The sequence below is a fragment of the Lysinibacillus sp. UBA6686 genome, assembly GCF_002455205.1.
Taxonomy (GTDB): domain Bacteria; phylum Bacillota; class Bacilli; order Bacillales_A; family Planococcaceae; genus Lysinibacillus; species Lysinibacillus pakistanensis.
In genome coordinates, this window is record NZ_DKJS01000075.1 from 72,013 (window position 1) to 85,583 (window position 13,571).

The 13,571-nt window shown below is 33.3% G+C and carries 17 protein-coding genes; 9 read left to right on the plus strand and 8 right to left on the minus strand.

What is annotated here, in order from left to right; translation table 11 throughout:
• The first annotated feature begins 220 nt into the window (after positions 1–220).
• The 3 genes from B2R82_RS20260 to B2R82_RS20270 all read left to right on the plus strand — a co-directional run bounded on the left by B2R82_RS20260 (position 221) and on the right by B2R82_RS20270 (position 1,458).
• Positions 221–760, plus strand: a complete 540-nt coding sequence (locus B2R82_RS20260; RefSeq protein WP_286926691.1) for a TlpA family protein disulfide reductase — start codon at positions 221–223, stop codon at positions 758–760.
• A gap of 126 nt (positions 761–886) precedes the next feature.
• Positions 887–1,225, plus strand: coding sequence for a hypothetical protein (locus B2R82_RS20265; protein WP_286926692.1), 339 nt, complete (start codon positions 887–889; stop codon positions 1,223–1,225).
• 23 nt (positions 1,226–1,248) lie between these two features.
• Positions 1,249–1,458, plus strand: coding sequence for a hypothetical protein (locus B2R82_RS20270; RefSeq protein WP_054771528.1), 210 nt, complete (start codon positions 1,249–1,251; stop codon positions 1,456–1,458).
• A 546-nt stretch (positions 1,459–2,004) separates the two neighbouring features.
• Here B2R82_RS20270 and B2R82_RS20275 read toward each other — a convergent pair.
• The 3 genes from B2R82_RS20275 to B2R82_RS20285 form a co-directional block, all read right to left on the minus strand.
• Positions 2,005–2,250 carry a YkuS family protein gene (locus B2R82_RS20275; RefSeq protein ID WP_286926693.1) on the minus strand — a complete coding sequence of 82 codons (246 nt, stop codon included), beginning with the start codon at positions 2,248–2,250 and terminating at the stop codon, positions 2,005–2,007.
• 160 nt (positions 2,251–2,410) lie between these two features.
• The gene (locus B2R82_RS20280) at positions 2,411–2,551 is read right to left on the minus strand and encodes a YjcZ family sporulation protein (RefSeq protein ID WP_286926694.1); all 141 of its coding nucleotides are present in this window, start codon (positions 2,549–2,551) and stop codon (positions 2,411–2,413) included.
• 230 nt (positions 2,552–2,781) lie between these two features.
• On the minus strand, positions 2,782–3,243 hold the full coding sequence (locus tag B2R82_RS20285; protein WP_286926695.1) for a DUF4429 domain-containing protein: 462 nt from the start codon (positions 3,241–3,243) through the stop codon (positions 2,782–2,784).
• 327 nt (positions 3,244–3,570) lie between these two features.
• On the opposite strand from B2R82_RS20285, the gene B2R82_RS20290 reads away from it, so the two are divergent.
• Positions 3,571–6,660: a hybrid sensor histidine kinase/response regulator gene (locus B2R82_RS20290; protein ID WP_286926696.1), complete on the plus strand. Its 3,090-nt coding sequence runs from the start codon at positions 3,571–3,573 to the stop codon at positions 6,658–6,660.
• Positions 6,661–6,767: 107 nt separating this feature from the next.
• Here the strand turns inward: B2R82_RS20290 and B2R82_RS20295 are convergent, their stop codons facing one another.
• Together B2R82_RS20295 and B2R82_RS20300 are read right to left on the minus strand one after the other, a co-directional pair.
• A complete protein-coding gene (locus tag B2R82_RS20295) occupies positions 6,768–6,932 on the minus strand; it encodes a hypothetical protein (RefSeq protein WP_286926697.1) in 165 nt (54 codons plus the stop codon).
• 152 nt (positions 6,933–7,084) lie between these two features.
• Positions 7,085–7,495, minus strand: a complete 411-nt coding sequence (locus tag B2R82_RS20300; RefSeq protein WP_286926698.1) for an Lrp/AsnC family transcriptional regulator — start codon at positions 7,493–7,495, stop codon at positions 7,085–7,087.
• A gap of 116 nt (positions 7,496–7,611) precedes the next feature.
• On the opposite strand from B2R82_RS20300, the gene B2R82_RS20305 reads away from it, so the two are divergent.
• The 3 genes from B2R82_RS20305 to B2R82_RS20315 all read left to right on the plus strand — a co-directional run bounded on the left by B2R82_RS20305 (position 7,612) and on the right by B2R82_RS20315 (position 10,075).
• Positions 7,612–8,370, plus strand: a complete 759-nt coding sequence (locus B2R82_RS20305; protein WP_286926699.1) for an MBL fold metallo-hydrolase — start codon at positions 7,612–7,614, stop codon at positions 8,368–8,370.
• 91 nt (positions 8,371–8,461) lie between these two features.
• The gene (locus B2R82_RS20310; RefSeq protein WP_286926700.1) at positions 8,462–9,337 is read left to right on the plus strand and encodes an alpha/beta fold hydrolase; all 876 of its coding nucleotides are present in this window, start codon (positions 8,462–8,464) and stop codon (positions 9,335–9,337) included.
• Between the two features lie 129 nt (positions 9,338–9,466).
• Positions 9,467–10,075 carry a DUF4304 domain-containing protein gene (locus tag B2R82_RS20315; protein WP_313373258.1) on the plus strand — a complete coding sequence of 203 codons (609 nt, stop codon included), beginning with the start codon at positions 9,467–9,469 and terminating at the stop codon, positions 10,073–10,075.
• A 155-nt stretch (positions 10,076–10,230) separates the two neighbouring features.
• Here the strand turns inward: B2R82_RS20315 and B2R82_RS20320 are convergent, their stop codons facing one another.
• On the minus strand, positions 10,231–11,055 hold the full coding sequence (locus B2R82_RS20320; protein ID WP_286926701.1) for a hypothetical protein: 825 nt from the start codon (positions 11,053–11,055) through the stop codon (positions 10,231–10,233).
• 164 nt (positions 11,056–11,219) lie between these two features.
• On the opposite strand from B2R82_RS20320, the gene B2R82_RS20325 reads away from it, so the two are divergent.
• On the plus strand, positions 11,220–11,762 hold the full coding sequence (locus B2R82_RS20325) for a GNAT family N-acetyltransferase (RefSeq protein ID WP_286926702.1): 543 nt from the start codon (positions 11,220–11,222) through the stop codon (positions 11,760–11,762).
• Positions 11,763–11,928: 166 nt separating this feature from the next.
• On the opposite strand, the gene B2R82_RS20330 is transcribed toward B2R82_RS20325, so the two are convergent.
• Both B2R82_RS20330 and B2R82_RS20335 read right to left on the minus strand, forming a co-directional pair.
• Positions 11,929–12,387 carry a DinB family protein gene (locus B2R82_RS20330; RefSeq protein ID WP_286926703.1) on the minus strand — a complete coding sequence of 153 codons (459 nt, stop codon included), beginning with the start codon at positions 12,385–12,387 and terminating at the stop codon, positions 11,929–11,931.
• A gap of 123 nt (positions 12,388–12,510) precedes the next feature.
• Positions 12,511–13,131: a LysE family translocator gene (locus B2R82_RS20335; protein ID WP_286926704.1), complete on the minus strand. Its 621-nt coding sequence runs from the start codon at positions 13,129–13,131 to the stop codon at positions 12,511–12,513.
• A gap of 266 nt (positions 13,132–13,397) precedes the next feature.
• Here B2R82_RS20335 and B2R82_RS20340 point away from each other — a divergent pair, with 266 nt between their 5' ends.
• Complete coding sequence (locus B2R82_RS20340) at positions 13,398–13,511, plus strand: tautomerase family protein (RefSeq protein WP_286926705.1); 114 nt, start codon at positions 13,398–13,400, stop codon at positions 13,509–13,511.
• Positions 13,512–13,571 lie beyond the last annotated feature (60 nt).

The window sequence follows — 13,571 nt, forward strand, 5'->3', positions numbered from 1 at the left end:
AGTAGTACAATTCTATAGCTGTCAACCTACATTTTATGCATATAACTACTTTATAAATTAAACTAGGTCGTAAATTAATATTATTTTAATTTTACAGGTGATGAAAGAAGAAGTACATACAAAAAGGTGTATAATACAACCTTTTAAACCCAAATATGGTAATATCAAAGTGAAAGTATTGTAAAATAAGCATATTATCAAATTACTTAAGGAGAAGTTAATGAAACGGAAAAAACTTATAGGTTTAGTAGTATCACTAACAGTAGTAGTTTTCTTAATAGGTATTGCCTTAAAAGATGAAGTTTTCAAAGAAGAGCTAAAACCCTCAATGATAGAATTAGCGAATGGCTCAAAAAAAATTGTCTATGATACAAAACTAATGAATTTCGATAAAACATTAACAACATTTGAAAAATACAAGGGAAAAGTTTTAATTGTTAATTTTTGGGCATCGTGGTGTGGTCCTTGTCAGGATGAAGTACCAGATTTAAAAGCATTTTATAACCAAAAAGGAGATAATGTGGAGTTGTTAGCCATTAATGCAACTGCTAACGATAGTTATAATAATGTATTGAAATTTTTAGAGAATTACAAACTGAATTTTCCCATCTTTCTTGATGGAGATGGCACACTCCAAAAATCATTTGAAGTCATCAATTATCCGACAACTTTTATCTTTGATGCGGAAGGCGCTTTAAAATACACAATCAAAGGTCAAATCAATCAACAGGAATTGAAAAAAATTATTTCAGAAATTTAACTTAAACATACATAAGAGTTTGAAGAGTAATCTAACCATGTAATTAGACAAATACCAAAAAGAGCCTAGAACTTTATCTACATTCGCTCGTAGAATAAATAAGTGTATTCAAGAAGGGGGAGATTTATGAAGACTAAAAATTTAATGATTATGCTGATCACACTTATAGTAGAGGTAATCATTACATATTATATTTCCTCATTTTTCTCCGTTCGATTAATTGAGGTTATGTTTTTTACAGGTATCTTTTTTGCTGGTGGCATCTACTACTTTTCAAGCGGTGGAGGAGCCATGTCTAGACTTTTTAACGCTCAGGTAAGTGGTCAAACAGGTTTAATTCAGCAAAGCGAGCGCTTTACTGTTAAAGTTGGACCAGTGTTCTGGGCTTCAGTTGTATTTTTTTTAGTAGGTTTAGTATTTTTTATCTTATTAATTATGGGGGTTATACCACCTCAAGATATGTAAAAATCACTTTATGGAGGATATAAATGATTAACAAAAAATATTTAAATGGAGTCATTTGGCTTTTGCTCATTATTTTATTAGGAATTTCCTTTATGATAAATGTAACTCATTATTTTAATACAAAGGAAATAGATACAGCTAGCTCCTTATGTTATGAAAAGGGTGGCAATGTCATATTGAAAATATATAATAATTTAACAAGTGAATATTATTTTTCTTGTGAAAAAAAATAATCTAACAGAAACAATGAAAATAACTATACGATGGGCTTAAAACCTGTTTAGAATTTGTTCAGAACAATTTGATACACTAGCCATGTAATCATAAACAAACACACAACACACAACACACAACACACAAAAAAACCTGGCTTTCGCAAAAAAGCTAGGTATTTTTGTGTTTAAGTTCTTATATTGCTAAAAGATTAGTCGGGGGACATAGTATGAGACAAGAGGAAATGATAAAGACTGTAAAAAAGTACAGTTATCTGCATTGGCTCCATACTATTATTAAATAGTGTTGACATGGGGGCCAATTCTGCAAATAACGATTTAAATACAGCAAATGGGTGGTTGGATGGATTCAGAGAGTTTCCTTGTTATACAAAACGGCTATATTTTTTCTTATCTCCTAGTTGGAGGAATTTTCTTATTGGTGTGTCTTTTATTTTTTGTATATTCCTTTATAAATTCTTATTAAAAGACATCGACTTAGATAAATTGTAAAAGGTGCAGGTCAATAGATCAAAAAGTCTAAAGACAGCACCTCTCCATTCGTTGTTAATGAAAATATTTGTCTACACGCTGAAGAATTTCGTCAGCAGAAAGGCCATTCGCATCAATGACTGGCCCTGCAAGTACTGGATCACTAATGCCCATAACATCCTTGTCTTGACCTGTGATGACGCAAGCATCACATCGTTTAGCGTCCTCTTCATTTCGTAGTTGAATAACTTCATATCCTTTTGCCTTTAAAGCTTGCTCCACATTCGATAATGATTGTTCTACACCAATTATTCTAGACATTATTCTTCCACCTCCTATATGTAATGTGCCATATAGGATTGCTAATTATTCACTGATTTATTGAAAAATCTTAAAATTTTATGAATAAAGGCTTAAGTCTTATCCATAATGATAAAACGAAAGCCTATTTTTTATTTAATAGTTGGAAATGTTGATGTGATTAATAAAGGAAGCTAGCGCCAACGATTATTAAAAGAATGAATAGTACTACAATTAGAACGAATGTAGAGCCATAACCAGAGCCAGTATTGCCTCCACAGCAGGCATTGTTCCAACTACCTACGTTTCCTGAATATCCCATGGGAAATACCTCCTTTCTATCATCTATAATATGCCTTGTTGTAGAAAGGAGGCGTGTTATTTATCCAATTAAAAAATCTGAAAGCGTAAGTATTTTAAAGAATATCTAATATCTGATGAATAGTCAGACAAAGATTTAAAATTTTGCATTACTCTACTATTATGTTGAAATTATAGTTGTAGGTAGTGAAGTGCCTTATAAAAAATAAAAAAACAGCTATTTCTACACAATTAAATATTCAATAATTGTTTTTTCTTTGCTTCAAATTCCTCTTTAGTCAATATACCTGCATCCATTAGCTTTTTCATCTTTAAAATTTCATCTGCGGCACTTTGTGAAGTGATAGAAGGAAATGAACTCTCATGTCGTTTCATTTCAATTAACTTTATTAATTCTTTTGCCTTTTTTAGCTCTCTTTTAAAAAAGGTTATAGAGTTTTCATCTTTGATAGCTGCCGATGTACCGCCTTTGGTTTCATTCGAACCCGAATAGGCAAATTGGATATATCCTGTAGTTAAACCAGGTTCTTTAAATTGAATAGCAGAGATGGATGTAATGGGAATGGATTTTTCTCCCTTTGAGCCCCCTTTATTGATAAAATTTGAGAACCCTTTTGGTTGAATTTTTATTGTATAATCATCCACTTTTACTATAAACTTCCCATTTGATGTAAATTCAAAAGCTTGAGTCATTTTTCCCCTCCCTTTTATAAAAGTTTAAATGCCTTTCATTATTATAAATATGCTTAAATTTATGTGGAAATTTCCCATTATGAATTGATTTTTAATAGATGCTGTTTGTCGGTGGATTTGGAATAATAAGCAGTGTCTTCATATATCTACGAAGTGTGAAAATGATTAAATAGGGACTTATCTTATTTAGTTTTATAGAGCTAAAAAAATATTTCAATTTAAAAGTATCTCTATGCATGATAGGATAATATTGCTAAGGAGGTGCAATTGGCCTAAGGAAATTGTGCTATAAATACACGGTGCAAGGACTTTTTGACATTTATGTAAATGAATAAAAAGAAAATTATCCTCATAGTTAGTTTATTTGTGTTAATACTTACAGGCTCACGAATTTTATGGCTGGATTTATTAAATAATATAAATCAACCCTATGCAGTAAAAGGACAAATAGATTTACGAGAATGGGATTTTAACGACAATCATTCCATTACATTGGATGGGGAATGGGAGTTCTACCCTTATACGTGGTTAATTAACGAAAAACAGCCAATTAAAGGAGCTCGAAATAATCTATCATACATACATGTTCCAAATGGGTGGGATTCGTCCTTACAGAAAGGGGAAGTAACTCCATATGGTTATGGTTCTTATCGCTTAAAAATTCTTGTAAATCCGTCTGATAATAGTACCTACAGTATTAGGGTGCCAAGTGTTCGGAGCTCTTCTGAAATATATGTGAATGGCAGACAACTATCGAAATCAGGTGAAATTGGAAAAAATGCTGATACAACCATTGCTAAAAACATACCCTATTCCGCTTCTTTTGAAGTAAATGGTCGTAGTGAAATTGAAATGATTGTGCAAGTTGCTAATTATAAGGATTCTCGTAATGGAGGGATTATCCGTTCCATTAAATTGGGCAAAGAAGAAGCAATTAATCGAGAGACGCAATTGTCTGTAACGATGCAGCAAATGGTGGCTTTCGTTTTCCTTATACATGCTATTTATTCAATTATTTTATATTTTGTAGGAAACAGAGATAAAAGATTACTTTACTTTTCTATGTTAACGTTTGCCACTACATTTTTTTATCTTTTAGGAAGTGATGATAAATTATTGTCCTACTGGTTTCCAATTAATTACGATTGGGGCTTTAAATTAGTTCATCTTTCTATGCTTGGCATTGGCTATTCACTACTTCACTCTATAAAACAGTGGTTGCCAAAGACATTACTTAAACTAATTCCTTGGTTTAATACTTTATGTGGTATTGCTGCATTGCTGGCAATACTATTGTCTGCTCATTATGTAACAATCATACAGCCCGTTTATGCTACTCTTTTAGGAATCCCAATGACTTTAACGATAGTAACAATGATTGTAAAATCAATCAAAGAGATAAGAAGTAATATTTTATTACTATTGGCAATAATAGCTTTTGTAAATAATATTGCTTGGTACGGTATCTTTCTTTTAACTGGGGTAAAAACAATATTTTATCCATTTGACCTTATTATCACAATGACTTGTTTGGCAATACTATGGTTTAAAGATTATGCTAAGGTGTATGCAGAGACAAAGGCACTTGCTATTAAGCTTCAAGAAGCCGACAGATTGAAGGATGAATTTCTTGCTAATACGTCCCATGAACTACGAAATCCTCTACATGGGATTTTAAACATGTCGAAGGCTGTTTTAGAAAGAGAAGAAACCGTTATAAGTGATAAAAGCGTCAAGGATTTAGAAATCGTTCTTTCGGTAGGACAACGAATGTCTCTTATGTTAAATGATTTACTCGATGTAATGAGCTTAAAAGAAAATACGACAAAGCTGCAACTACGATCATTTTCCATTCATACGATTGTTTCTGGCGTATTAGATATGCTCTATTTTATGAGGGAAGGTAAGCAAGTAGAGTTAATAAATCAAATACCTGAAGATTTTCCAAAGGTAATGGCTGATGAAAATAGAGTCATTCAAATTGTTTTTAACCTACTGCATAATGCAGTGAAATATACAAATGAAGGGCATGTTACAATAGCTGGTCATGTGAAAAATAATATGGTGGAAATTATGATTTCAGATACTGGGATTGGTATTGATAATGACACAATTCAGCGAATATTTGAGCCTTATGAGCAGGGAACTCTTAGTAAGGCCATGATGGAGGGGGGATTTGGATTAGGGCTTAGTATAAGTAAACGCTTAGTTGAGCTACATGGAGGCACATTACAAGCACGTTCAATAGTAGGAAAGGGTTCAAAATTTACGTTTACTTTACCTATTGCTAACTTATCTGAACAAAATGATACAGAAGATGAGAATTTACCATTGCGAATGAATGAGGATTTTGACGTTATGTCGTCTTCCAATCATTTTGATCGTTCTTCAATAACCCAATCCATCATGCAAACAAATCGACCAAAGGTGCTAGTTGTGGATGATGATCCAGTAAATTTAAGAGTGATTGAAACAATTCTGACTACAGAAAAATATGATTTAAAAACAGTCACTAGTGGCAGTAAAGCGCTGGAGGCGTTGGTGTCACAAAAATTTGATTTAGTTATTTCAGATGTAATGATGCCAAATATGTCTGGCTATGAATTAGTTCGTACTATACGTAAACAGCAGTCAATTACAGAACTTCCAGTGTTACTTCTTACAGCTAGAGGTCAAGCACAGGATATTGAGAATGGCTTTTTATCTGGTGCGAATGATTATGTAATGAAACCAGTCGATCCTTTAGAATTAAGATCTAGGGTAAAAGCACTCACTGATGTTAAACAATCTGTCCAAGAGCGTCTTCGAATGGAAGCGGCTTGGCTACAGGCACAAATACATCCTCATTTTTTATTTAATACATTAAATGCAATTATGACCTTACATGAAATTGATACGGAGCGTACTAACAAGCTACTTGAGGCACTTAGTGATTTTTTACGAGAATCTTTTAAATTCCAAAATATTGATGAACTCGTCCCAATAGAAAATGAATTAAAGCTGGTTCAATCCTATCTCTATATTCAGCAGGAGCGATATGGAAGTCGAATTAGTGCTACATGGGAGCTAGAAGTTTCATCTGATGTAATGATTCCATCTTTAACCATCCAGCCATTAATTGAAAATGCCATTGAACATGGCATTTTGAAACAAGTAAATGGTGGAACTATTCATATTCAAATTTTGGATTATGATACTTTTATACAGATAACAGTATCTGATAATGGTATTGGAATGGATGAAGAAACAAAAAAACAATTGCTAGTCAGAAGGCTAAAAACCTCTTCTGGGGTGGGTCTTCTGAATACGGATTTACGATTAAAGCAGCATTACGGAGCAGGGCTTCAAATTAACAGTCAACCAAATCAGGGGACATCCATATCATTTAAAGTTCTTAAAAAGCAAGTTGATGGATAGCTAAGCTGAAATGGTGGATAGAGCCAATAAAGTGATGGATAGAACCAGAAAAACGATGGATAGAACCATGAAAGTAGCGGATAGAACCTACTTGTTATCAAATTGATTCAATCAGTTTGATTGAGAGCATTTTTTTCAAGTGTCTCTTTTGTTTCAGCATTGACAGTTTTTTCTTTTGCTTCAGCCTGTTCACTAGCTGGAGCTTCATCATGAGAAGAACATGCTGATAGAAGAAGTGCCGACATTGCTCCTATATACAGTAATTTCTTCATTTACATTACCTCCGTTTGTTCATTGGTTACGTTTTAGAGTGCACCAATATTACTTAGAATATAACGGAGTTACAATAAAATTTGGTTTTTTAATAAAATTATACTGTTAATAGGAAAGTTTAAAATACCAGGCTCTAGCACCTGGTATTTTTTTATTTACTTATTACAATCGATAATTTGTAGTTGGCATGTTTATTTAAATCGATTAAAAATTGGTCTAAAACTTCGTTTGATGGAAATCTGCATTCTAGAAGATAGCAACCATCTCCACTAATTTTGAAATTATTAACAATGAATGGTTGTTGTGTATCCAGAAATGCCAGAAATGGTTCATGGTATGGACTTTTAGTATAAATATTCATAAATGCATGGACAGGACGTCCTAATTTCACTTGATTTACATGGATTGTATACCCTTCAATGACACCACTATCTTCTAATTTTGCAACCCTCGATGATGTAGCTTGGCCAGTTAAATGGACCTTCTCCCCTAATTCTTTCATTGTCATACGGCTGTTCTTGTAAAGCTCATCTATGATCCTTAAATCGGTACTATCCAACATGAAATAACTCCTTTCATTAATCAAGTAAAATCATGAAAAGACTTGATTTTATCTATGTAATTGTTATTTGGACATAGTATAAACTAATTGTAATTTAAAGAAAAGGAGTTATGAATATGAACATTCAACAAATTCGCAATGCTACTGTTGTCATTGAATATGCAGGAAAAAGTTTTTTAATCGACCCACTTCTAGCAAACAAAGGGATTTATCCACCGTACCCAAATTCTCTACGACAGGACCAAAATAACCCATTGGTTGCTCTACCAACGTCCATTGACCAACTTATAAACGTGGATGCGGTGATTGTTACTCATTTACATGTTGATCACTTCGATGAGGTTGCAAAAGAAGTATTACCAAAAGCTATCAAAATGTTTGTTCAAAATAAAGAAGATGCTTTAGAGGTTAAGAACGCTGGATTTACCAATGTAGAGATATTACAAGAGGATACTGTTTTTGAGGGTATTCAATTAATGAAAACAGTAGGTCAGCATGGACGCGGTAAAATTTTAGAAATTACTGGTCAAGTGTGCGGTGTTATTTTTTACCACCCGAGTGAAAAGAAACTATACGTTGCAGGAGATACTGTTTGGTATGGCGGAGTCCAACATGTACTAGAAAAAAATAAACCAGATATTATTATTGTAAATGGAGGTGACAATCAATTTTTACAGGGAGGCTCTCTAATTATGGGGAAGGATGATATTTATGAAGTTTATCTCGCTGCACCAAATGCTAAGATTATCGTAAGCCATATGGAAGCTATTAACCATTGGGCATTATCTAGAAAAGAATTACGAAGCTTTTTAAATGAAAAAGAAATCACTGATTATGTGCTTGTACCAGAAGATGGCGAAAATTATAAGTTTTAAAGAAATTAGATGCAAATCTTTTTCAAATAAATAATTGTATTCAATATAATACTGATGCAAAATCCTGTAAAATTGAAACGGGGGTGTCTAAGTGAAACAGACAATTTATACAAGTGATAAAGGTAGATTGGTCATTTTGAAGCATTATGAGCAATATTTAAAGTCTTTTGATTTTGCAATAGAACGTGTTATGGTGGAAACAACCTTTGGCAAAACACATGTATTAATGGCAGGACCAAAAGAAGGGAAGCCCTTGTTGATTTTTCAAGGTGGTAATTGTATAAATCCTATGACATTATCTTGGTTTAAGCCACTCGTAAAAAAATACAGAATATATGCACCAGATACAATTGGACACCCTGGTTATAGTACTCAAACTAGGATTTCTGCAAAAGATCAAAGCTTTGCCCAATGGATTGCCCAATTAATGGATTTTTTTCATATTCAGAAATGTGCTGTTTTAGGTCCATCCTATGGAGCAGGTATCATTTTAAGGCTAGCGACCTATTTGCCAGAGAGGATTGACTGTGCTGTGCTTGTTTCACCAGCAGGAATTAAGCTAGGATCAAAAATCGAAATGCTACATAAAATTTTTATGCCATTGCTGCAATTCAAAAAAACGTCTTCCATCAAGTATCTTAAACAAATAACGGATTGCATGTCTGCTGGTAATATGAAAGAGAGCGATCATGAGATTATTGGAGATATTTTTCGGTTTGTAAAATTAGAACAAGGGATGCCTAAATTAACAACTAGAGACGAATTAGCACATTTCTCTGCACCTACCTTAATCATTGCTGGTGAACAGGACATCTTTTTTCCAGAAAATAAGGTGAAAAAAAGTGCTGAACAAATCGTTCCTAATTTAACAGCTTTCTATTCATTGAATATGGGGCACTTTCCATCTGAGAATCAATTACAAACAATTAACCATACCATACAGAATTTTTTTGAAAAATATTATTAAAGGGTACTTCAAGTGGTATCCTTTTTGGCTATTCAATATGAAAGGTAGAAAGTAACGGTTTACTTACTTCTAAAAAATTTATCTGTATCCGGAAATAAAATATATAGCAACTTTCTAGGGGGGATCATATTGCAACAGCTCTTTCATGAGATGATAAAGCAGGACATTAGGCCGTATCTTTCCAAACATGGCTTTTCAAAGAAGGGTTCGAATTTTTATAAGATGACGGGCAGCCTGATCTATTTGTTCAATTTTCAAAAATCCTCTGGCAATTCAGCGGATAATGTAATGTTTTACGTGAACTGTGGGATTTATGCAGAGGAGTTGGCTAGGATACAATCAAGAGAGATTTTGACAAAACCCAAAGAGGTAGACTGTCACTTTAGAGCAAGAATAGGGGAAATAGCCGAGTCTGTTCCAGATCGATTTTCAATCACTCCTACCACAGATATGGATGATATGAGAAAAACGCTGCAAAATGGATTAGAAATGGTTATCGAGTTCAATAATACTATGATTAGTGCCAGATCCCTTGTTGATTATTACATATCAGGCCCATTTTTACATCTTAGTGAAGAAAGTTTACATTTGTTGCTACAATCTAATGATGTAGGAGCAGCTAAACTTTTTTTTAAGGCTTTACAGAAAAAGTACGGAACTGAAAAAAGATGGTCCATTTTTGAATACAAATACAAGGTAATCTTTCATAAATACGGAGTGGAATTTGATAATCTATAAGTAATTTAGCTCAGCGCACAAATTCCTGACAGAACAGCATAAGCCGTAAGTCATAATCAATCACGCGCAGCGATTGTTGCAAACTTACGGCTTTGCCTGTAATACAATGTAAAAGATAAGATAAAGAGGGACTTATTAAATAATCTATTGCCAGGCTAAACTAAGCATGTAAGAGTGGATAAACGATTGTCAGCTTTTGTATCAATGCCATTGAGCCAATCATCCATTAAAGCTATATGTTTTGCTAACACAGCATCTGAGTATAAACTCCACAATTCTTTTGTAAATCTTAATTGTGTTTCTTGTATTTCAAATTCAACTTGCTTTACATTATGCTTCCCATTGTGCTCCTCCATGGTAACAGAGCTAGAGTAAATATAAATATCAATATTTTCCTCACAGTTAATCGTGCTTTGAGTAAATAGTTTTTCAGTTTGTTTTTCTGAGCTAGAAGAAGAGGCGGAATTTGCTAATGCTTTTAAGCTTTCTACGATTTTTCCTTTATCAACTGCCGAAATGCCATTATATAAATTGGCGATTTGGTCAATTACTTCATTCCAATCGGAAGTCCTACGTTTAAAGGATTTTAGACTGCTATTTAATAAATGGATAAGTGGGTTTTGTAAAATTTTTGACACATATTTTTCATAAGCAGGAACATTATTTTTATCGTTTGGTAATGCTGGATTAAAATTAGAGACAATTCTAGCAATGTCAAGAATAGTTGTTAATCCAGTTGTTGGAGCTACTTTAGCAGCTTCTTTTACCGCAGAACTATAGCGTCCAAAGTTTTGAAGTGCTTGCTGAACTTGATTGTCAGCGATTCTAGCCTCCGACAGCTGACTCCCAACAAAGATTCCTTGACTGACAACTGTTTGATCTGATGGTGCAAGTTTAATAGCAACAGGCTCTAAATTTTGATGCAGAGAAATATCATTTAGTGCTAACCAGCTTTCCATTTTTAAGTCAAGATTTGTCATAGAAAAAAACCACCTCTAGTTAAATTTGTATTGGTTTGTAAACCAATAGTAGATATATACTTCAAATTTATAGCAATTAAAACCATTAATTTCAAAAATTCTGTGAACAAGTGAACAGGCTGGAAGAAATAAAGTAGTAAATAAAAACGGAAGGAGAATTATCCATGTTGCATATTAAAAGAATATATAAAGAGGATTATCCCAATGGGAAGAAAATTATTTATCAATATCATTCTGATAAATTCTATGATGTTTCCTATCAGGTGCAAGAGAATGGTTGGACAATGGATTTTACATTAAAGCAATTTGACACTCCATTTCATAAGTATTTAGAAGGAGAAATTTTTGAAGATTATTTAGAAGAAATTGAATGTTATATTGCCGAAATAGACGAGGAAGAGGTGGGGATTGTTAGCTGTAGCCATGAGAAGTGGAATAATGTTCTAAGGATCAATGATATTCATGTATATTCGCAATATCAACATAATGGAATAGGGAGTCAACTTATGGCATTGATAAAAACAAGAGCTGAAGAACTAGGTGCCAGGGCAATTGTATTGGAAACACAAACCTCCAATTATCCTGCAATCCAATTTTATAAACACCACGGATTTCAGTTGATTGGCTGTGATCTATTAAGCTATTCCAATACAGATATGGAAAATAGAGAAGTCAGAATTGAATTGGGTCTTGTACTAGAGGCTTGAAAATAAGGTAAATGGTATTGAATCCTTAATGAAGAAGTTGATGGATTAGCTTGGCATTCATACAGATAATCAAATTCAAAGAAATCAAATGGAAGGAACAAATCCTTTCGCAACCGTGAAAAATCAGTAGGGGATAAGATAGCCCCTACTGATTGAGAAGTTTTGTTTACAGACATTTTTTTATATCTAGTATTGCTTGTAAATGCATGCCTTCATGGAAAATTGTTCGAATTAGTACTTGTTCAATTGTATTCATCCCCATATCGATAGCTGGAAACTCTAACTCTAATTTGTCTCCATACTTTGCTTTTATGTTACATGGCTGAGTTTTTAAAAGCTTTTTTAATTCTTCAAACGATGGTGTCTCCTCCGTAAAATTAGCAGGAGAGGTGCCAAAGCCAAACCAGGCTTGAAAAGGTAGTAGATCCTTACTTTTTTCATTTGTTATTGCCTCAAGCCATAAATATTGGTCTAGATAAAGATGGCCCATGTTCCAACGAATATTATTATGAAATCCTTGTGGTACAACCTCTGCATGTTCCTTTGTGACAAAATCTAAGACTTGTAAAACTTCATTGCGATAACGTTCTAACTGCTGAAATAGAATTTGATGACGATGATTCATATGTTTTCTCCTTTTCTTTTTATAATTTGCTAAAAAAGTTAAAATTCCTTCAAAGTTAATGGTAAAATCTACAAAAAATGAGGGAGAACACCAAAAAATGTGTTCTCCCTCATAGAAATTGATCTATCTACTTTGAGTCTGCAGCGCTAATTTAACACCTAAACCTATATAGACGAAACCGACTGCCTTTTCAATCCAACGTGACCCATTGTTAGTGGTTTTGGTAAAGATTTTATCACCTATGAAGCTTGTCACAATAGCTAATAGAATAGTATACAAGGCGCTCATTACTACAAATGTAATCCCTAAAATTAGAAGCTGAACAGTAACGGATTGTCCGTTGTGCTGTACAAACTGAGGTAAAAAGGCTAAGAAAAATAGTGCCGTTTTAGGGTTTAATATTTCTGCTAAAAAACCTTGGCGGAACGAAGTACTTGCTGGACTCTGTTCAACAGTTGGTTGTTCTATTTTTTGAGGTTTTGTTAGGAGCATTTGAATACCTAAATAAACAAGATAAGCTACACCAATATACTTCACTACTTCAAAAGCAGTGGCAGATTTCATTAAAATAGCTGAAAGGCCTAATACAGCGGCTAATGTATGGACTAAATCGCCCAAGCCAATACCTAATGCTGTGAAAACACCGTTCTTTTTACCACTTTTCAATGTTTGTGTAATGGTTATTATCACAGCTGGACCAGGAATTAAAAATAACAGAAGTACTATTGCAATAAATGATATCATGCTTGACCATCCTATTCTAAAAAAGTGAATCTTATATAAGGGTTCCTATATAAATATGCGTAATTAACTAAATATTCAACCATTAAATCTGGTTAATAAGTGCAAAAAATATTATATTCTATTTAATCTATTATTGTCGATAATGAAATACTAAAAAAATAGTTATAGAATAGTTTGAAAAATACGAAATCATGACTTGGCGATAAAAAGATAGCAATTTTTATTGTTGTGTACAAAACACTTAAAATAAATAAGGGAGGCTTGTTATGCCTATTATTACAATTAAACTAGCAAAAGGAAGAACAAGAGAACAAAAACAACAGTTTGTTGAAATGGTGACGCAAGAGGCAGTGAACACGATCAATTATGCCTCGGCATAATTGCGTCCGGAATCGTCTTTGTGGTTACACAAAGAACTCCTTTTCGATTCCGTGACATCC

Bases quoted from the DNA above. Each gene is read 5' to 3' on its own strand.
- B2R82_RS20275 (WP_286926693.1), bottom strand. From the start codon at position 2,250: ATGTCTAGAATAATTGGTGTAGAACAATCATTATCGAATGTGGAGCAA.
- B2R82_RS20305 (WP_286926699.1), top strand. From the start codon at position 7,612: ATGAACATTCAACAAATTCGCAATGCTACTGTTGTCATTGAATATGCA.
- B2R82_RS20330 (WP_286926703.1), bottom strand. From the start codon at position 12,387: ATGAATCATCGTCATCAAATTCTATTTCAGCAGTTAGAACGTTATCGC.
- B2R82_RS20300 (WP_286926698.1), bottom strand. From the start codon at position 7,495: ATGTTGGATAGTACCGATTTAAGGATCATAGATGAGCTTTACAAGAAC.
- B2R82_RS20285 (WP_286926695.1), bottom strand. From the start codon at position 3,243: ATGACTCAAGCTTTTGAATTTACATCAAATGGGAAGTTTATAGTAAAA.
- B2R82_RS20265 (WP_286926692.1), top strand. From the start codon at position 887: ATGAAGACTAAAAATTTAATGATTATGCTGATCACACTTATAGTAGAG.
- B2R82_RS20260 (WP_286926691.1), top strand. From the start codon at position 221: ATGAAACGGAAAAAACTTATAGGTTTAGTAGTATCACTAACAGTAGTA.
- B2R82_RS20325 (WP_286926702.1), top strand. From the start codon at position 11,220: ATGTTGCATATTAAAAGAATATATAAAGAGGATTATCCCAATGGGAAG.
- B2R82_RS20295 (WP_286926697.1), bottom strand. From the start codon at position 6,932: ATGAAGAAATTACTGTATATAGGAGCAATGTCGGCACTTCTTCTATCA.
- B2R82_RS20340 (WP_286926705.1), top strand. From the start codon at position 13,398: ATGCCTATTATTACAATTAAACTAGCAAAAGGAAGAACAAGAGAACAA.
- B2R82_RS20320 (WP_286926701.1), bottom strand. From the start codon at position 11,055: ATGACAAATCTTGACTTAAAAATGGAAAGCTGGTTAGCACTAAATGAT.
- B2R82_RS20335 (WP_286926704.1), bottom strand. From the start codon at position 13,131: ATGATATCATTTATTGCAATAGTACTTCTGTTATTTTTAATTCCTGGT.
- B2R82_RS20290 (WP_286926696.1), top strand. From the start codon at position 3,571: ATGAATAAAAAGAAAATTATCCTCATAGTTAGTTTATTTGTGTTAATA.
- B2R82_RS20280 (WP_286926694.1), bottom strand. From the start codon at position 2,551: ATGGGATATTCAGGAAACGTAGGTAGTTGGAACAATGCCTGCTGTGGA.
- B2R82_RS20270 (WP_054771528.1), top strand. From the start codon at position 1,249: ATGATTAACAAAAAATATTTAAATGGAGTCATTTGGCTTTTGCTCATT.